17 protein-coding genes are annotated in these 18,245 nt (G+C 62.0%); 13 read left to right on the top strand and 4 right to left on the bottom strand.

The window, feature by feature from the left end:
• Positions 1-34 precede the first annotated feature (34 nt).
• The 12 genes from Q1W40_RS07870 (at position 35) to Q1W40_RS07815 (ending at position 11,671) form a co-directional block, all read left to right on the top strand.
• Entirely contained in the window at positions 35-502 is a 468-nt protein-coding gene (locus tag Q1W40_RS07870) for a CoA-binding protein (RefSeq protein WP_300710741.1), read from the top strand.
• 48 nt (positions 503-550) lie between these two features.
• Positions 551-1,834 carry an O-acetylhomoserine aminocarboxypropyltransferase/cysteine synthase family protein gene (locus Q1W40_RS07865; protein WP_300710739.1) on the top strand — a complete coding sequence of 428 codons (1,284 nt, stop codon included), beginning with the start codon at positions 551-553 and terminating at the stop codon, positions 1,832-1,834.
• A 74-nt stretch (positions 1,835-1,908) separates the two neighbouring features.
• Positions 1,909-3,177 (top strand): lipoprotein-releasing ABC transporter permease subunit, encoded by a 1,269-nt coding sequence (locus Q1W40_RS07860; protein ID WP_300710737.1) that lies wholly within the window; start codon positions 1,909-1,911, stop codon positions 3,175-3,177.
• The gene (lolD, locus tag Q1W40_RS07855; protein WP_300710735.1) at positions 3,170-3,853 is read left to right on the top strand and encodes a lipoprotein-releasing ABC transporter ATP-binding protein LolD; all 684 of its coding nucleotides are present in this window, start codon (positions 3,170-3,172) and stop codon (positions 3,851-3,853) included. The genes Q1W40_RS07860 and lolD overlap by 8 nt, the downstream gene beginning before the upstream one ends.
• Before the next feature lie 6 nt (positions 3,854-3,859).
• The gene (locus tag Q1W40_RS07850; RefSeq protein ID WP_300710733.1) at positions 3,860-4,699 is read left to right on the top strand and encodes a TatD family hydrolase; all 840 of its coding nucleotides are present in this window, start codon (positions 3,860-3,862) and stop codon (positions 4,697-4,699) included.
• Positions 4,696-5,250 (top strand): DNA-deoxyinosine glycosylase, encoded by a 555-nt coding sequence (locus Q1W40_RS07845; RefSeq protein WP_300710731.1) that lies wholly within the window; start codon positions 4,696-4,698, stop codon positions 5,248-5,250. The genes Q1W40_RS07850 and Q1W40_RS07845 overlap by 4 nt, the downstream gene beginning before the upstream one ends.
• Complete coding sequence (locus tag Q1W40_RS07840; protein ID WP_300710729.1) at positions 5,247-6,005, top strand: spermidine synthase; 759 nt, start codon at positions 5,247-5,249, stop codon at positions 6,003-6,005. The genes Q1W40_RS07845 and Q1W40_RS07840 overlap by 4 nt, the downstream gene beginning before the upstream one ends.
• A 150-nt stretch (positions 6,006-6,155) precedes the next feature.
• On the top strand, positions 6,156-6,644 hold the full coding sequence (locus Q1W40_RS07835) for a tripartite tricarboxylate transporter TctB family protein (RefSeq protein WP_300710727.1): 489 nt from the start codon (positions 6,156-6,158) through the stop codon (positions 6,642-6,644).
• A gap of 13 nt (positions 6,645-6,657) precedes the next feature.
• Positions 6,658-8,169: a tripartite tricarboxylate transporter permease gene (locus tag Q1W40_RS07830; protein WP_300710725.1), complete on the top strand. Its 1,512-nt coding sequence runs from the start codon at positions 6,658-6,660 to the stop codon at positions 8,167-8,169.
• A gap of 157 nt (positions 8,170-8,326) precedes the next feature.
• A complete protein-coding gene (locus Q1W40_RS07825; protein WP_300710723.1) occupies positions 8,327-9,949 on the top strand; it encodes a gamma-glutamyltransferase family protein in 1,623 nt (540 codons plus the stop codon).
• Positions 9,949-10,854, top strand: a complete 906-nt coding sequence (locus tag Q1W40_RS07820; protein ID WP_300710972.1) for a DMT family transporter — start codon at positions 9,949-9,951, stop codon at positions 10,852-10,854. Before Q1W40_RS07825 ends, Q1W40_RS07820 begins: the two co-directional genes overlap by 1 nt.
• A 16-nt stretch (positions 10,855-10,870) precedes the next feature.
• Positions 10,871-11,671 carry an SDR family oxidoreductase gene (locus Q1W40_RS07815; protein WP_300710721.1) on the top strand — a complete coding sequence of 267 codons (801 nt, stop codon included), beginning with the start codon at positions 10,871-10,873 and terminating at the stop codon, positions 11,669-11,671.
• A gap of 132 nt (positions 11,672-11,803) precedes the next feature.
• Here the strand turns inward: Q1W40_RS07815 and Q1W40_RS07810 are convergent, their stop codons facing one another.
• Positions 11,804-12,706 carry a DMT family transporter gene (locus tag Q1W40_RS07810; protein WP_300710719.1) on the bottom strand — a complete coding sequence of 301 codons (903 nt, stop codon included), beginning with the start codon at positions 12,704-12,706 and terminating at the stop codon, positions 11,804-11,806.
• A 122-nt stretch (positions 12,707-12,828) separates the two neighbouring features.
• Here Q1W40_RS07810 and Q1W40_RS07805 point away from each other — a divergent pair, with 122 nt between their 5' ends.
• Positions 12,829-13,812, top strand: a complete 984-nt coding sequence (locus tag Q1W40_RS07805; RefSeq protein WP_300710717.1) for a quinone oxidoreductase — start codon at positions 12,829-12,831, stop codon at positions 13,810-13,812.
• 111 nt (positions 13,813-13,923) lie between these two features.
• Here Q1W40_RS07805 and Q1W40_RS07800 read toward each other — a convergent pair whose 3' ends face one another.
• The 3 genes from Q1W40_RS07800 to ileS all read right to left on the bottom strand — a co-directional run.
• Positions 13,924-15,072: an aminotransferase class V-fold PLP-dependent enzyme gene (locus Q1W40_RS07800; protein ID WP_300710971.1), complete on the bottom strand. Its 1,149-nt coding sequence runs from the start codon at positions 15,070-15,072 to the stop codon at positions 13,924-13,926.
• A 172-nt stretch (positions 15,073-15,244) separates the two neighbouring features.
• Positions 15,245-15,754 (bottom strand): signal peptidase II, encoded by a 510-nt coding sequence (gene lspA, locus Q1W40_RS07795; protein ID WP_300710715.1) that lies wholly within the window; start codon positions 15,752-15,754, stop codon positions 15,245-15,247.
• 17 nt (positions 15,755-15,771) lie between these two features.
• Positions 15,772-18,245: isoleucine--tRNA ligase (ileS, locus tag Q1W40_RS07790; protein WP_300710713.1), on the bottom strand; the 2,474-nt coding region annotated here is incomplete at its 5' end.

Here is an 18,245-nt window from a genome sequence, read left to right as displayed (position 1 = left end):
CCACAGACCAGCACGGCAAAAAAGAAGGACCTCCATGCACAACGATTTGCACGCGCTCAGGCGCATCCTCAAAACATGCACCACCATCGCCGTGGTGGGCCTGTCGGCTGAATGGCACCGACCGAGCTACTTTGCGGCCAAGTACATGCAGTCGCATGGCTTTCGCATCGTGCCCGTGAACCCGCGCTATGTGGGCACGCCCGTGCTGGGCGAGACCTGTTACGCCAGCCTGGGCGACATCCCTTTTAAGGTGGACATGGTCGACGTGTTTCGCCGCGCCGAAGACGTGTTGCCCATTGCCGAGCAAGCGGTGCAGATCGGCGCGCGTTGCCTGTGGCAGCAACTGGGCGTGGCCAACCCCGAGGCCGATGCGCTGGCCCGGCTGGCGGGCATGGATTCGGTCACCAACCGCTGCGTGAAGATCGAACACGCCCGTCTGTTTGGCGGCCTGAACTGGGTGGGTGTGAACACCGGCATCATCTCGGCGCGGCGGCTGGTGTGAAGGTTTCTTTCCCCTTGCCATTTGAAACAAATTGATGACCCGAACACCATGACCGACCGCCAATTCCACCCCGAAACCCTGGCCATCCACGCCGGGCAGATTCCCGATGCGGCCACCGGCGCACGCGCCTTGCCGATTTACCAAACCAGCAGCTTTGTGTTTGACAGCGCCGAGCACGCGGCATCGCTGTTCAACCTGCAGACCTTTGGCAATGTGTATTCGCGCCTGAGCAACCCCACGGTGGCGGTGCTCGAAGAACGCGTGGCCGCGCTCGAAGGTGGGCGCGCTGCCGTGGCGAGTGCCTCGGGCATGGCGGCCGAAACCATGGCGCTGATGACCATCTTGCAGTCGGGCGACCATGTGGTGGCGGCCGGGGCTTTGTACGGCGGCTCGGTCACCATGCTGGCCGTGAGCCTGGCTAAGTTCGGCATCGAAACCACCTTTGTGGACGCGACAAAGCCCGAGGCCTTTGCCGCTGCCATGCGCCCCAACACCCGCGCGGTGTACGCCGAAAGCCTGGGCAACCCGAGCATGGTGGTGCTGGACATCGCCGCCGTGGCCGAGGTGGCCCACGCGCACGGCGTGCCGCTCATCATCGACAACACCGTGCCCAGCCCGCTGCTGTGCAACCCGCTGGCGCTGGGCGCTGACATCGTGGTGCATTCGGCCACCAAATACCTGGCGGGCCACGGCACCACCTTGGGTGGTCTGGTGGTGGAGGGCGGCCAATTTCCGTGGGACAACGGCAAGTTCCCGGGCATGACCGAGCCCTCACAGGGCTACCACGGCGTGAAGTTTTACGAGACCTTTGGCGACTTTGGCTTCACCATGCGCTGCCGCATGGAAAGCCTGCGCGTGTTCGGTGCGGCGCTCAGCCCCATGAGTGCCTGGCAAATTTTGCAAGGCGTCGAAACCTTGCCGCTGCGCATGCAAAAGCACTGCGACAACGCTTTGGGCGTGGCCCAATTTTTACAAGCCGATCCGCGTGTGGCCTGGGTCAACTACCCCGGCCTGCCCGACCACCCGCAGCACGCCCTGATGCAGCGCCAGATGCGCGGCGCGTCTGGCCTGTTGTCGTTTGGGGTGAAAGGCGGTTTGGCACAGGGCGTGACGTTCATCGAGTCGGCCCAGTTCATGAGCCACCTGGTCAACATCGGCGACACACGCACGCTGATCAGCCACCCGGCCAGCACCACGCACCGCCAGCTCGACGAAGCCCAGCAACTGGCCGCCGGCGTGCCGCCCGACATGGTGCGCATTTCGGTGGGTCTGGAGAACCTGGACGACATCCTGTGGGACATCGACCAGGCGCTGGACAAGGCCAGCCGCTGAAAGCCCGTTGTCCACCCAGTTGAGGACACACATCTTTTCACGAGGCATGGGCCGATTGGTCACAATAGGGGCTTATGTCTTTTTTCAAAAATATCCCCTACGAACTCGTGCTGGGTTGGCGCTACACGCGTGCGGGCCGCGCGACGCGGCGCAACGGGTTCATTTCCTTTATCTCGGGCGTGTCCATGCTGGGCATTGCGCTGGGGGTGGCGGCGCTCATCATCGTGTTGAGTGTGATGAACGGCTTTCAAAAAGAGGTGCGTGACCGCATGTTGGGCGTCGTTTCGCACATCGAGGTGTACGCCGCCGATGGCGGTGCGGTGCAGGACCTGCCTGCGCTGCTGGCCAAGCTCAAAGCGCATCCCCAGGTGGTGGGCGCGGCGCCTTTCATCACGGCGCAGGCCTTGCTGGCGCGTGGCGAAGACATGAAAGGCGTGCTGGTGCGTGGCATCGATCCGGCTTTGGAGCCCGAAGTGACCGACATGGCCTCGGACGCACAACGCGCCAGCCTGATGCGCTTGCTGCCCGGTCAGTTTGGCATGGTGCTGGGCGCAGACTTGGCGCAAAGCCTGGGGGTGCAACTGGGCGATCCGGTCACCTTGGTCTCGCCCTCGGGTCAGGTGACCCCGGCTGGGGTGGTGCCGCGCATGAAACAAATGCAGGTGGTCGGGGCCTTCCATTCCGGGCATTACGAATACGATTCCACGCTGGCCATGATGCACGTGGAGGACGCGGCCCGCATGTTCCGCCTGGAGGGGCCGACGGGCATTCGCCTCAAGCTCAAGGACTTGCACGAGGCCCGTGGGGTGGCGCGTGATTTGCAACTGCAACTGGGTGCCAGCTTTTGGGTGCGCGACTGGACGCAGCAAAACAAGACCTGGTTTGCCGCGGTGCAGGTGGAAAAACGCATGATGTTCATCATCCTCACCCTGATCGTGGCGGTGGCCGCGTTCAACCTGGTCAGCACGCTGGTGATGACGGTGACCGACAAGCGCGCCGACATCGCCATCTTGCGCACGCTGGGGGCCAGCCCCCGCAGCATCATGGGCATTTTTGTGGTGCAGGGCGCCACGGTGGGCGTGATCGGCACGGTGAGCGGTTTGTTGCTGGGCCTGCTGGTGGCCTTCAACATCGATGTGATCGTGCCCGCGCTGGAAAAGCTGTTCAATGCCAGCTTCTTGCCGCGCGACATTTACCTCATCAGCCGCATGCCCAGCGAGCCGCTGGCCAGCGACATCGTGCCGATCGCGTTGATCTCTTTGGTGCTGGCTTTTGTGGCCACGCTCTACCCCAGCTGGCGCGCCAGCCAGGTCAACCCTGCCGAGGCGCTGCGTTATGAATAAAACTGTCTTGAAAGCCCAGGGCCTGACCAAGCGCTTCACCGAAGGCCGTCTGGATGTGACCGTTTTGCAGGGCGTGGACCTGGAAGTCCATGCGGGGCAAACCTTGGCGATTGTGGGCGCTTCGGGCTCGGGCAAGAGCACGCTCTTGCATTTGCTGGGTGGGCTGGACGCGCCCACGCTAGGCAGCGTGCAGCTTCAGGGTCAATTGCTCTCGGCGCTCAGCGCGGCCGAGCAAGGCCAGTGGCGCAACCGTTACCTGGGTTTTGTCTACCAGTTCCACCACCTCTTGCCCGAGTTCAGCGCGCTGGACAACGTGGCCATGCCCTTGTGGATCCGCCGCCAGGACCGCGCCCAGGCTGCCGCCGTGGCGGCGCAGTGGTTGGCCCGCGTGGGGCTGGCCGATCGCGTGCACCACCGGCCAGCCGAGCTGTCGGGCGGCGAGCGCCAGCGCGTGGCCTTGGCCCGGGCGCTGGTCAACGATCCGGCTTGCGTGCTGGCCGACGAACCCACCGGCAACCTGGACCGCGAGACGGCCGATGGTGTGTTCGCGCTGATGCTGCAATTGGCGCGCGAGCGCGGCACTGCTTTTGTGGTGGTCACGCACGACCAGGCCTTGGCGGCCCGCTGCGACCGGCAATTGCATCTGGTCAAAGGCGTGTTGCAACCAGCTGTTTGAGCTGCGATGTGGATCGACACCCATTGCCACCTGGACGCGGCGGAGTTTGACGCCGACCGCAGTGCGGTTCGGGCGCAGGCCCGCGCACAAGGCGTGGCGCTGTGTGTGATCCCGGCGGTGGAGCGCTCCCATTGGTCGGCCGTGGCGCAGCTGGCGGCCCAGCAAGGCGATGCCTATGCCTTGGGCATTCACCCTTTGTATGTGCCCCAGGCCAGTGAAGAAGACGTGCTGGCGCTGGACCAGGCCTTGACCGAGCGCCAGGGCGACCCGCGCTTGGTGGCGGTGGGCGAAATAGGGCTGGATTTTTTTGTGCCTGCCTTGTGCGAGCCCGCCATGCGCGAGCGGCAGTGGCGGTTCTACACCGCCCAATTGATGCTGGCGCAAAAACACCAATTGCCGGTGATCTTGCATGTGCGCCGATCGGCCGACCTCTTGCTCAAAGGCCTGCGCCAATGCCCGGTGGTGTCTGGCATCGCGCACGCCTTCAATGGCAGTGCGCAGCAGGCCGGGCATTTTGTGGCGATGGGTTTCGCGCTGGGCTTTGGCGGTGCGCTCACTTACGAGCGGGCTTTGCAATTGCGCCGATTGGCGTGCGATTTGCCGCTTGCGGCTTTGGTGCTGGAAACCGATGCGCCCGACATGCCGCCGCATTGGCTGTACCAGACGGCTGAGCAGCGGGCGCTGGGCCAGGCGCAAGGCCGCAACAGTCCGGCCGAGTTGCCGCGCATTGCGCAGGTGCTGGCGGATTTGCGTGGGCTGGCGCACCACGATCTCGCGCAAGCCAGCACAAGCAATGCCCTGCGGGTTTTGCCCAAGCTGTCGGCCTTGTCTTTGACGGGGGGATGAGGTTGTCCAACGATGCTCAACAGCCCGAACGTTTGCAGGGTTTGCCGCCCTTGGTGCATGCCTGCACCCGGATCTTGGTGTTGGGCAGTTTTCCCAGCGTGAAGTCTTTGCAGTCGCAGCAGTATTACGCGCACCCGCAAAACCATTTCTGGCGCATCATGCGGGCGCTGTGGCCCGATGCCCCTTGGCCGGCTGACGGCGATTACGCCAAGCGCTGCCAAGGCTTGCTGGCCCAAGGCGTGGGTGTGTGGGATGTGTATGCGCATTGCGAGCGCGAAGGCAGTCTGGACAGTGCAATCCGCCATGCGCAGCTGAACGATTTCCCGGGTCTGCTTGGGCGTTGCCCGCAGTTGCGCGGCATTTTGCACAACGGCGGCGAGAGCTTCCGACACGCCAAAGCGGTCGAAAAAGCGCTGCTCAGCGCGGGTTTGGCCGAGCGTGTGACGCTTCATCGCCTACCATCGACCAGTCCGGCCAATGCGTCGTGGACTTTTGAACAAAAACTCAGCGCCTGGCAGGCGGTGATGAACACCCATGGAATGATGGCATGAGCCGAAAAAAAGCAATCGAACTGCCCGAAGTCAATTTTTCTGAAGACGGCGAAATCCGTTACCTGCACTTGGGCACCGAGTGGATCCAGGGCTCCATGTTCCTCGACAGGCCTTACGACATCGAGCTGGAGTATGTGCAGCGCATGTTCGGCTGGCTGCTGTTTTTTTCGCACGACGAAGTCAAGGGTGCGCACGCCATGCAGCTGGGCCTGGGCGCAGGCACCATCACCAAGTTTTGCTACAAAAAGCTCAAGATGACCACCACCGCCATCGAGCTCAACCCGGGTGTGCTCCATGCGTGTCGTGGCTGGTTCCGCTTGCCGCCAGACGATGAACGTTTGCGCGTGGTGCTGGCCGATGCAGCGCTGGAAATCCAGTCCGACGAATGGCGTGGCACCGTCGATGCGCTGCAGGTGGATTTGTACGACGAACACGCGGCCGCGCCCGTGCTGGACACGCCCGACTTTTACCGCCACTGCCGCGATTTGCTCAGCCCGCAAGGGGTGATGACGGTCAACCTGTTTGGCCGCTCGTCCAGCTACCCGGCCAGCGTCGAGAAGATTTGCGCGGCTTTTGGCGAAGACGCGGTGTGGGCCTTCAAACCCACCCGCGAAGGCAATGCGATCGTGCTGGCCCAGCGCACCAGCAGCCGACCCAAGCGCGAAGAGTTGCTGGCGGCTGCCGAGCGCATCCAGGACAAATGGGGTCTGCCTGCACCCAAATGGCTCAGGGTGTTCAAGCCGCTGAGCAAGTGAAGTCAAAACAGGCGGTCCATGCGTTGGCATGGCCGCTTGAAATCAGGGTAAACCATCGATTTGTCCTCTGCGGGACATAGGTGTAACCCACATCCATCCGCAGTGCATCTTCACGCAAAATCATGCCAACTCAATCAGAGGAGATATGTCGTGAACATCAAGAGTCAAAAAGACTTTTTTTCAGGTCTGCTTTTTACAGTAGCGGGTGCAGCTTTTGCATATGGCGCTACAAATTACAGCATCGGTTCTGGCGCCCGCATGGGGCCAGGTTACTTCCCCATGTTATTGGGCATCTTATTGGCCGTGATCGGTGGCTTTGTGATGTTCAAGGCCTTGACGGTGGAGACACAAGACGGCGAAAAGATTGGCAAATGGGCTTGGAAGCCTTTGTTTTTCATCATCGCTGGCAACTTGTTGTTTGGCATCTTGTTGGGCGGCTTGCCCAGCTGGGGTGTCCCGGCCATGGGTCTGATCATGGCCATCTTTGGCACCACCATCGTTGTCAGCCTTGCGGGTGAGACCTTCAACCTCAAGGAAGTCTTGGTTTTGTCCAGCATTCTGTCCATCGGCAGCTATGCCGCTTTCGTGTTGCTGCTCAAGTTGCAGTTTCCCGTTTGGCCCACATTCATCACCGGTTGAGGAGTAACAGAACATGGAATTGTTTGACAACTTGGCGCTGGGTTTTGGGGTGGCTTTCACCTTTCAGAACCTGATTTACGCGTTCATTGGCTGCCTGTTGGGCACGCTGATCGGTGTGTTGCCTGGTGTGGGGCCTGTGGCCACCATCGCCATGCTGCTGCCAGCTACTTATGCCTTGCCCCCTGTGGCTGCGCTGATCATGCTGGCCGGTATTTATTACGGTGCCCAGTACGGTGGATCGACCACGGCCATTTTGGTCAACCTGCCCGGTGAAGCTTCATCGGTGGTGACCATGATCGACGGCTACCAGATGGCTCGCAAAGGTCGTGCAGGTCCTGCATTGGCGGCGGCGGGTTTGGGTTCGTTTTTCGCTGGCTGCGTAGGCACCCTGATCTTGGCTGCATTTGCGGCGCCTTTGACCGAGGTGGCGTTCAAATTTGGTCCCGCCGAGTACTTCTCCCTGATGATCTTGGGCCTGATTGGCGCCGTGGTGCTGGCTTCAGGCTCGCTGATCAAAGCGGTCGGCATGATTGTGCTGGGCCTGTTGATGGGCTTGATTGGTACCGACGTGAATTCCGGTGTGGCTCGTTTCAGCTTTGATATTCCTGAGCTGACAGACGGCGTGGGTTTCATCGTCATCGCCATGGGCGTTTTTGGCTACGGCGAGATCATCTCCAACTTGTCCAAGCCTGAAGACGAGCGCGAAGTCTTCACCGCCAAAGTGACGGGTCTGATGCCTACAGGTGAAGATTTGAAGAACATGGTGCCTGCTGTCTTGCGCGGCACGGCGCTGGGCTCCGCTCTGGGTATCTTGCCTGGTGGCGGTGCTTTGCTGGCTGCTTTTGCGGCTTACACCATTGAGAAGAAAACCAAGTTGCGTCCGGGCGAAGTGCCTTTCGGTCAAGGCAACATCCGTGGCGTGGCGTCCCCTGAGTCGGCCAACAACTCGGCTTCGCAGACATCCTTCATTCCTTTGCTGACCTTGGGCATTCCGCCCAACGCCGTGATGGCTTTGATGGTGGGTGCCATGACCATCCACAACATTCAGCCCGGCCCGCAGGTGATGACCAGCAACCCCGAATTGTTCTGGGGTCTGATCGCATCGATGTGGATTGGCAATGCCATGTTGGTGATTTTGAACCTGCCTTTGATCGGCATTTGGATCAAATTGCTCACCGTGCCTTACCGCTGGTTGTTCCCGGCCATCGTGCTGTTTTGCGCGATCGGTGTGTACTCGACCAACAACAACACCTGGGACATCTGGATGGTGGCCATGTTCGGTGTGATCGGTTACACCTTCATCAAGTTGGGCATGGAGCCAGCGCCTTTGCTGTTGGGCTTCATCCTGGGCCCGATGATGGAAGAGAATCTGCGCCGTGCCATGTTGCTCTCGCGTGGTGACTGGAGTGTGTTTGTGACACGTCCTTTGTCGGCTGGTTTGTTGGCTGCCGCTGTTTTGTTGCTGATCATCGTGGCTTTGCCATCGATCAAATCCAAACGCGAAGAAGCATTCGTGGAAGACTGAGCCCTGCTTGTCTTCTTGATCCCAACGGCCTCCTCGCGAGGCCGTTTTTCATGGCGGCCCCCGTGTCACCTCTGCTAGCACCATGGTTTGCCGGCTCTGACAAAATCAAGGATTGGCTGGCCTTGGGCCACGAATTTTTGGCGACTTACGGACTGATATGCAGTTTCACAACCAATACCCTTACACCAGCACACGCTTGCCTTTGTTTGCCCGCAATGTGGTGTCGACCTCACACCCCTTGGCGGCGCAAGCGGGCCTGCGCATGATGCTCAAAGGCGGCAACGCGGTCGATGCCGCCATCGCCGCTGCGGCCGTGATCACCTTGACCGAGCCTGTGAGCTGCGGTCTGGGCTCTGATGCTTTTGCCATTCTTTGGGATGGGCAACAGCTGCATGGGCTCAATGCTTCGGGCCCTGCGCCATCGACCTGGACGCCCGAATACTTTCACCGCAAATATGGCGCGGATGCGGTCGCGCCTCCGAAGCGCGGCATGGACTCGGTCACCGTGCCAGGCGCCGTCGCAGGCTGGGTGACCATGAGTGAGCGTTTCGGCAAGCTGCCTTTTGCCGACTTGCTGGAGCCCGCCATTGAGGTGGCCGAGCGCGGTTATCTGGTGCCAGTGGTGGTGCAACAAAAATGGGCGGCGGCCACACCCGAGCTGCAATCGCAGCCGGGCTTTGCGCAGAGCTTTTTGCCTTGGGGCCGTGCGCCCGAGGTGGGCGAGTTGTTCCAGTTCAAGAACGCGGCGCGAGGTCTCAAAGCCATCGCCGCCACCAAAGGCCAAGCCTTGTACGGTGGCGAGATCGCCGAAGCGATTGAGCGTTTTGCCAAAGACAACGGTGGCAGCATCACCGCCAAAGACTTGGCCGACTTCAAGCCCGAGTGGGTCAAGCCGATTGCGCAAGACTACCGGGGCTACACCCTGCACGAGATCCCGCCCAACGGGCAGGGCATCGCCGCCTTGATCGCGTTGGGCATCTTGTCCAACTTTGACCTGGCCAGTCACGCGGTGGACGGGGTCGATTCGCAGCACCTGCAGATCGAAGCCATGAAGCTGGCGTTTGCCGATGTGTACCGCTATGTGGCCGATCCGCGCTACATGGAAGTCACGCCCGAGCAGATGCTTGACCCGGCTTACCTGGCCAGCCGTGCCAAGCTCATCGACATGAAGAAGGCGAAAAATTTCCAGGCGGGCAACCCGGTCAAGGGCGGCACGATTTATCTCACGGCGGCTGACGAAAGCGGCATGATGGTCAGCTTCATCCAGAGCAATTTCATGGGTTTTGGCTCCGGTTGTGTGGAGCCGACCTATGGCATCAGCTTGCAAAATCGCGGCCATGGCTTCAGCACCAACGCGAAGGGGCCCAACACGGCCAACTTGGTGATGCCCGGTAAGCGGCCATTTCAGACCATCATCCCGGCTTTCCTGACCCAAAACGGCCAACCCGTGATGAGCTACGGTGTGATGGGCGCCAACATGCAGCCCCAGGGTCATATGCAAACGCTGGTGCGCATGTTGGACTACAAGCAGAACCCGCAGGCCGCTTGCGATGCGCCGCGCTGGCGCTACAACACGGGCCTGAACATCAACGTGGAAGCCGCGATGAACGCCCAGACCGTGCAAGCACTGACCGAGCGCGGTCACCAGCTCGACATCATCAACGACTCCTACCAGGACTTTGGCGCTGGCCAATTCATCTGGCGCATGGGCGATCCGGGTGTGGAGGGTTATATGGCCGCCAGCGACCCGCGCCGGGACGGGCAGGCGGTGGGCTTTTGATGGTGCAGGGACAGCCGCACAAAGCCTCCGCTGGTTTGATCCTGGCGGCGACCGGTGCCATCGCCTTCAGTGGCAAGGCCATCATCGTCAAACTGGCCTACCGCCATGGCGTGGATGCGATCACGCTTTTGATGTACCGCATGCTGTTTGCGCTGCCCATGTTTTTGCTGATGGCCTGGTGGGCAGGGCGTGGCAAGGCCGCGTTGACTGGGCGCGACGGGCTGGGTGTGATCGGCTTGGGTTTCAGCGGTTATTACCTGTCGAGCTTTTTGGACTTTTGGGGCCTGGAGTTCATCAGCGCTTCGCTGGAGCGCTTGATCCTGTACCTCAACCCCACGCTGGTGCTGGTGCTGGGTTGGTTCTTGTTCAAAAAGCGCATCAGCACCCGCCAGGGCATGGCCATGGCCATCAGTTACTCCGGGGTTTTGCTGGTGTTCGGGCACGAAGTCAGCCTGGCCGGCACGCATGCCGCTTTGGGCGCCTTTTTGGTGTTCTCCAGCGCATTCACCTATGCCGTTTACCTCACCTACAGTGGCCAGATGGTGCAACGCTTGGGTTCTTTGCGGCTGGCGGGGTTGGCCTCTTCGGCCGCTTGCTTTTTTTGCTTGTTGCAGTTTGCCCTGCTGCGGCCCTGGGCCGCTGCGCAAGTGGCCGAGCCGGTGCTGTGGCTGTCGCTGCTCAATGCCACGGCCTGCACCGCCTTGCCGGTGTTGCTGGTCATGATGGCGATCGAGCGCATTGGCCCGGGCCTGACGGCGCAGACGGGCATGATCGGCCCCATGTCGACGATTTTGATGGGCGTTTTGATTTTGGACGAGCCCTTCAATGTGTGGGTCATCGCTGGCACCGCTTTGGTGGTCAGTGGTGTGTTTTTTGTGACGCGGCCAGCCGGCCGCAGCAATTGATTTTCAGGAGAACAAAATGGATTTGGGCATTGCAGGCAAATGGGCTTTGGTGGGGGGCGCGAGCAAAGGCTTGGGCTGGGGTTGCGCACGCGCCTTGGCGCTCGAAGGCGTGAACGTGGTCATGGTGGCGCGGGGCGCTGAGGTGCTGGACAAGGCCGTCGACGACTTGCGCGCCGAAACAGGCGGCAAGGTGAAATTGATCGCGGTGGCACATGACATCACCACCTCAGCGGGCCGCGAAGCCATCTGGAACGTGGCCGGTGGCCCCGGCAAGGACTACGACATCGTGGTCACCAACGCAGGCGGCCCACCCCCCGGCGACTTCCGCGACTGGGATCGCGACGCCTGGATCAAGGCCATCGACGGCAACATGCTCACCCCGATTGAACTGATCAAAGCCACGGTGGACGGCATGGCCGCACGCGGCTTTGGCCGCATCGTCAACATCACCTCCAGCGCTGTGAAGGCGCCCATCGATGTGCTGGGCTTGTCCAACGGCGCACGCAGCGGCCTGACTGGTTTTGTGGCGGGTGCCTCGCGCAGCAAGATCGCAGGCCAGGGCGTGACCATCAACAACCTGTTGCCCGGCAAATTCGACACCGACCGCATCCGCGCCACGCTGCCTGCGATGGCGCAAAAGCAGGGCAAGACCGTGGAAGAAATGCGTGCCATCCAGCAAGCGCAGATTCCCGCCGGGCGCTATGGCAACCCTCAGGAGTTCGGTGCGATTTGTGCCTTCTTGTGCAGCCAGCATGCGGCTTACATGACGGGCCAGAACGTGTTGGCCGATGGGGGCGCGTACCCGGGCAGTTTCTAAGCCGGCAGATTGAGATGGACCCCGGGTCTTCGCCCGGGGTGACATCAGGCATTCGGCCCCGGGTCTTCCCCCGGGGTGATATGTCGCATTCGGCCCCGGGTCTTTGCCGGGGATGACATGGCACCGCGGGTTTCAGCGCTGCCTTGACGACACCCAGATGCCGCCGATGATCAGTGCAAACGCCAGTGCATGGTAGGCGTGCGGCAACTCGCCCAGAAACGCGGCCGAAAAGATGGCTGCAAACAAGGGCGTGAGGTTGGCAAAGAAACCGGCCACAGCAGGACCGGCTTGCTGGATGCCCAGCCCCCAGCAACGGTAGGCCAGCACCGCAGGGCCCACGGCCACAAAGGCGAGGGCGCTCACCAAAGGCCAGCCCCAGGTGATGTGGGCATCGGTCAAGCCCCACTCCATGCCAGCAAACAAACCGGACCACCCCAGTCCAAAAACCACTTGCGCCAGCAAGAAGGCGGCCCAGTTCTGTCGGATGGCTTCGGGCTCGTCTTTGCGGCTGAGCAGCCAGCTGTACCAAGACCAAAAGGCGGTGGCCAGCAAGATGAACAAGTCGCCCACCACCAGCCGCACAGCCATCAGCTGAGCCCAATCGCCCCGTGACAGCACCACCAGCACACCCAGAATGGACAACACGGCGCCTTGAATTTGCGCGCGACGCACAGGCGCCTGAAAAAACAATGCGCCGATGGCCAGCATCCACACGGGCCCGCTGGCGGCCACCAGGGTCACGTTCAGCGGGGTGGACGTTTGCAAGGCCAGGTATTGCAAGGCGTTGTAGCAGCCCACGCCCAAGAGGCTGAGCAGCGCAAAGCGCCGCCAATGCGCCCACAAGCCGCTGCCCGAGCGCAAAACCCAAGCGGCCAAAGGCAGCAAGATCACGAAGGCCACAGCCCAGCGCAAGAAATTCAGCGTGATGGGGGGCACCAAGGTATTCACCATACGCCCCACGACGGCATTGCCTGCCCAAAGCAGCGGCGGCACGGTCAACAGCAAGGCCGTGACGGGAGAGAGTTTTTGAGACATGCGGCGACTGTATCGGTATTCGGGTTTTCCCGTTGTCGCCAAGCTGTCCATGTGCGCTTGTCGGGCATGCAATTCGTGGCACAGTCACGCATCGTTTGTTTTTACCCTTTCAGGAGAAAGCCATGAGCCTTGCAGTCCAGATCGACCAGAACGGTGGTCCCGAAGTCATGAAACTCGTCGACGTGACCGTCGGCGAACCGGGCCCCGGCGAGATCCGCATCCGCCACAAGGCCATTGGTCTGAATTTCATCGACGTGTACCAGCGCAGCGGCCTGTACACCTTGCCCATGCCGCTCAAGCTGGGCATGGAAGCCTCGGGCGTGGTCGAAGCCGTGGGTGAGGGCGTCACGCACCTCAAAGTCGGTGACCGCGCAGCCTATGCCAGCCAGCCGCCCGGCAGCTACTGCGAAGTGCGCGTGATGCCCGCCAAGTGCGTGTGCAAGCTGCCCGATGCGATCTCGTTTGAGACGGGTGCGGCCATGATGCTCAAGGGCCTGACAGCACAATATTTGCTCAAGCGCACACTCCCCCAGGGCGGCCTCAAAGCCGGTGACTTTGTGCTGTTCCATGCCGCAGCCGGTGGCGTGGGCCTGATCGCCAGCCAGTGGGCCAAGGCCCTGGGCTTGCGCCTGATTGGCACCGCAGGCAGTGATGCCAAATGCGCGCTGGCCTTGGCCAATGGCGCGGAGTTCTGCATCAACTACTCGACCGATGACTTCCAGGCCAAGGTCAAAGAGATCACCGGTGGCAAGGGCGTCAAAGTGGTTTACGACTCGGTGGGCAAAGACACTTGGGACAAGTCGCTCGACTGCCTGGCCCCCTTTGGTTTGATGGCCAGCTTTGGCAACGCATCCGGTGCCGTGGCGCCGTTTGCACCGGGCATCCTCGGCCCCAAGGGCTCCATCTATGTGACGCGCCAGACTTTGTTCAGCCACATCACCACGCGCGAAAGCACGCAAGAGATGGCCGACGATTTGTTCGAAGCCGTGACCAGCGGCAAGGTCAAGATCCACATCGACCAGACCTTCCCGCTGGCACAAATCCAGGACGCGCACATCGCTTTGGAAGCGCGCAAAACCACGGGTTGCACCATCATCACGTTGTGAGCCTTGGGCGTCGGCGCTTCGGCGCCGGATGCCCATCCACACGGCGCTGAATGAAAGAAACCGCTGACCCTCAAGGGCAGCGGTTTTTTTGTGGGCGCTCAGCGCGTCCGATCACGCGGCCAGTTTGGCCTTGGGTGCGATGGTCTCCAGCGCTTCGCGCAAGATTTGCAGGGTGCGCGGCACTTGGTGCCATTTGTCCAGACCGAACAGGCCCATGCGGAAGGTGCGGAAGTCGGCCGGTTCATCGCACTGCAGCGGCACGCCTGCGGCGGTTTGCAAGCCCAGGGCCAGGAACTTCTTGCTGCTCTGGATGTCAGGGTCGGTGGTGTAACTCACGACCACGCCGGGTGCTTCAAAGCCCGGTGCAGCCACACTCGGGAAGCCGTGTTCCAGCAGCAAAGCACGCACCTGTCGGCCCAGCGCCATTTGTTCTTCGCGCACTTTGGCAAAGCCATAGGCTTCGGTTTCCAGCATGGCTTCTTGCAGGCGCAGCAAAGCATCGGTGGGCAAGGTGGTGTGGTACATGTGGCCACCGCCTTCGTAGGTTTCCATCACTTGCAGCCATTTTTTCAGGTCCATGGCGAAGGTGGTGCTGGTGGTGCCGTCAATCGCTTGACGGGCGCGTTCGCTCATCATGACCATGGCGCAGCAAGGCGAGCTGCTCCAGCCTTTTTGCGGCGCGCTGATCAGCAGGTCCACGCCGGTGGCTTTCATGTCCACCCACATGGCACCCGAGGCAATGCAGTCCAGCACCAGCAAACCGCCCACAGCGTGCACGGCATCGGCCACAGCCTTGAGGTAATCGTCGGGCAAGATCATGCCGGCGGCGGTTTCCACGTGTGGTGCAAACACCAGTGCGGGCTTTTCAGCGGCAATGGCGGCTTTGACTTCTTCAATCGGTGCAGGTGCCCAGGCCGCTTGCGAGCCAGCCGCGATGCGGCGGGCCTTGAGCACGCTGTGGCTCTTGGGGATCTGGCCCATGTCAAAGATTTGTGTCCAGCGGAAGCTGAACCAGCCGTTGCGGATCACCATGACGTGTTGGTTCGTGGCGAACTGGCGGGCCACCGACTCCATGCCAAAGGTTCCGCTGCCAGGCACCAGCGCCACCGAGTGGGCACCATAAACGTTCTTGAGCATGCGCGAGATGTCGGTCATGACACCGCCAAAGCGCTTGGACATGTGGTTCAGGGCGCGGTCGGTGTAGACCACCGAAAATTCGAGCAGACCGTCAGGGTCGATGTGGGGCAACAAGCCAGGCATGGGCGTCTCCGTTTTTTCAATCAGGGGGAAGAGCTTACCTGAGATCTGGACGTTGAGGGTGTTGGCCATAGGGCGCTGCAGACGGCCTCATCAGTCGCTTCGCGCCAGCAAATCGGCCATCCGCACCGCCCTATGGCCAACGCAGTGGGGCTCAAGGTGCGTGCGATGCGTTTCAACGCCCGCGCCGTACGCGCAAAATTTCGTCGAGGATCAGCAGGCCTGCGCCCAACGTGATGGCGCTGTCGGCCACGTTGAAGGCGGGGAAGTGCCAGCTGCCCCAGAAGAAGTCGAGGAAGTCGACCACGTAGCCATGCAGCAGGCGGTCGATCACGTTGCCCACAGCGCCGCCCAGGATGAGCGAGATGGCCAGGCAAAACAGGGTCTGACCGGCATGCGAGCGCAGCATCCACAACATGAACAGGGCTGCGACCACGCCAATGCCTGTGAAGAACCAGCGTTGCCAGCCGCCCGCACCGGCCAGGAAGGAAAACGCCGCGCCGTGGTTGTGCACCCGCACCAAGTTGAAAAACGAGGTGACCGGTGTGCTGTCGCCCAGCTGGAAAGCGCCCAGCACCAAGACCTTGGTGAACTGGTCGATCAGCAGCACCAGCAGGGCGATGCCCAGCCAGAGCACCAAGCCTTGGCCTGAGCCGCTTTTGGCAAATTTTTTCGAGCTGGCCATGCGTGCTTCCTTGAGGGTCAGGCGATCTGGCGGGTTTCACCCGCGCCATGCAGGTTGCTCACGCAGCGGCCGCAAATGGTGGGGTGCGCGGCGTCATGGCCCACGTCGTCGGCGTAGTGCCAGCAGCGCTCGCACTTGACGGCCTGGCTGGCCGCCACTTGCACGGCCAAAGTATCGCCTGCTTGCAAGGTGACTTTGGAGGTGATGAACACGAACTTGATGTCTGCGCCCAGGCTGGACAGCAGGGCGTGGTCATCTGCAGGTGCCGTCAGTGTGATGTCGGCTTGCAGGGATGCGCCCACTTGGCCTGCTGCGCGGACCACTTCGATGTCCTTGTTGACCAGATCGCGGATGTCGCGGATGCGGCCCCACTTGGCCAGCAGTGCAGTGTCGGGGGCGCCGAAGTCGCTGAATTGCTCCATGAAGATGGACTCGGAGCTGCCGAAGCTGCTCCAAGCTTCCTCGGCGGTGAAGGACAGGAACGGCGCCATCCAGCGCAGCATGCCGTGGGTGATGCGGTACAGCGCCGTTTGTGCGCTACGGCGGGCCAGCGATTTGGGCGCGGTGGTGTACAGGCGGTCTTTCAGCACGTCCAGGTAGAACGCGCCCAGGTCTTCCGAGCAGTAAACCTGCAGCTTGCTGACCACGGGGTGGAATTCGTACGCGTCGAAGTGGGCGCGGATGTCGGCTTGCAACTGGGCCGCACGGGCCAGGGCAAAGCGGTCGATCTCCAGCAGCTGGTCGTCGGGCACGGTGTCGGTGGCCGGGTCGAAGTCGCTCACGTTCGCCAGCAAGAAGCGCAGGGTGTTGCGGATGCGGCGGTAGGCGTCGACCACGCGGGCCAGGATTTTGTCGTCGATGTTCAGGTCGCCCGAATAGTCGGTCGAGGCCACCCACAGGCGCACGATTTCTGCACCCATCTTGGACGTGATGGTTTGCGGCTCGACGGTGTTGCCCAGCGACTTGCTCATCTTGCGGCCTTGGCCGTCGGTGGCAAAGCCGTGGGTCAACAGGCCCCGGTAGGGCGCACGGCCTTCCAGCGCGCAGCCCAGCAGCAGCGACGAGTGGAACCAACCGCGGTGCTGGTCGTGGCCTTCCAGGTACAGGTCGGCCTCAGGCCCTTCGGCGTGGAAGGGGGGCACGCCATAGGCGTCCTTGTGGCTGCCGCGCAGCACATGGCGGAAGGTAGAGCCGGAGTCGAACCAGACTTCCAGAATGTCGGTGCTCTTGGTGTAGCTGGGCGCATCGGCTGCGCCCAGGATGTCTTCCACCGTCACGCGGCTCCAGGCTTCGATGCCGCCTTTTTCGACGATGTCAGCGGCCTGATCGAGGATTTCCATGGTGCGTGGGTGCAGCTCGCCGCTGTCCTTGTGCAGGAAGAAGGGCACCGGCACGCCCCACGAGCGCTGACGCGAGATGCACCAGTCGGGGCGGTTGGCGATCATGTCGCGCAGGCGGGTTTTGCCGTTCTCGGGGTAGAACTGGGTTTGCTCGATGGCGTCCAAGGCCAGCTGGCGCAGGGTCTTGGGGGCCTTGTCTTTGGTGAACACGCCCTCGCCCTCGTCCATGCGCACAAACCATTGGGCGGCGGCACGGTAGATCACGGGGGTTTTGTGACGCCAGCAGTGCGGGTAGCTGTGGGTGATTTCCACGGTGGACATCAGGCGGTCGCTTTGGCCCAGCACCTCGATCACGCGGGCGCAGGCTTTCCAGATGTGCTGGCCGCCAAAGAAGGGCAACTCGGGCGCGTACACGCCGTTGCCCTGCACCGGGTTCAGGATGTCGTCGTATTTCAGGCCGTGGGCCACGCAGGAGTTGAAGTCGTCCACGCCATAGGCCGGGGCCGAGTGCACGATGCCCGTGCCGTCGGTGGCGGTCACGTAATCGGCCAGGTACAGCGGCGATGTGCGGCGGTAGCTGTAGGGGCCGCCTTCTTCAGCGGTCACGGTGTCGTGCAGCGGGTGGCGGAACACCAGGCCGCGCAGCTTCTCGCCCACAGCGGTGGCGATCACGGTGCCTTCCAACTTGTAGCGCTCCAGGCATTTCTCGACCAGGCTGGCGGCCAGCAGCAGCACGCCACGGGGCGTGTCCACCAGCGCGTATTCCAGCTCGGGGTGGGCATTGAGCGCCTGGTTGGCAGGAATCGTCCAGGCGGTGGTGGTCCAGATCACGGCAAAGGCTTTTTTGCTGCCCTCGCCGGGCAGCTTGGGCAGGCCAAAGGCGGCGGCAAGCGCAGCGTTGTTGTCGGCTTCAAAAGCCACGTCCAGCGTGTCGCTCTTTTTGTCGGCGTATTCGATCTCGAATTCGGCCAGCGACGAGCCGCAGTCGAAGCACCAGTACACGGGCTTGAGGCCCCGGTACACAAAGCCGCGCTCGATCACGCGCTTGAAGGCGCGGATTTCGCCCGCTTCGTTGGCCGGGTCCATGGTGCGGTAAGGGCGCTCCCAGTCGCCCAGCACGCCCAGGCGCTTGAAGTCTTCGCGCTGCTGGT

The organism is Limnohabitans sp. (genome assembly GCF_030158565.1).
Lineage (GTDB): Bacteria > Pseudomonadota > Gammaproteobacteria > Burkholderiales > Burkholderiaceae_C > Limnohabitans_A.
Note: the sequence above shows the minus strand (reverse complement) of the source record. Positions and strands in the feature narration are given on the sequence as shown.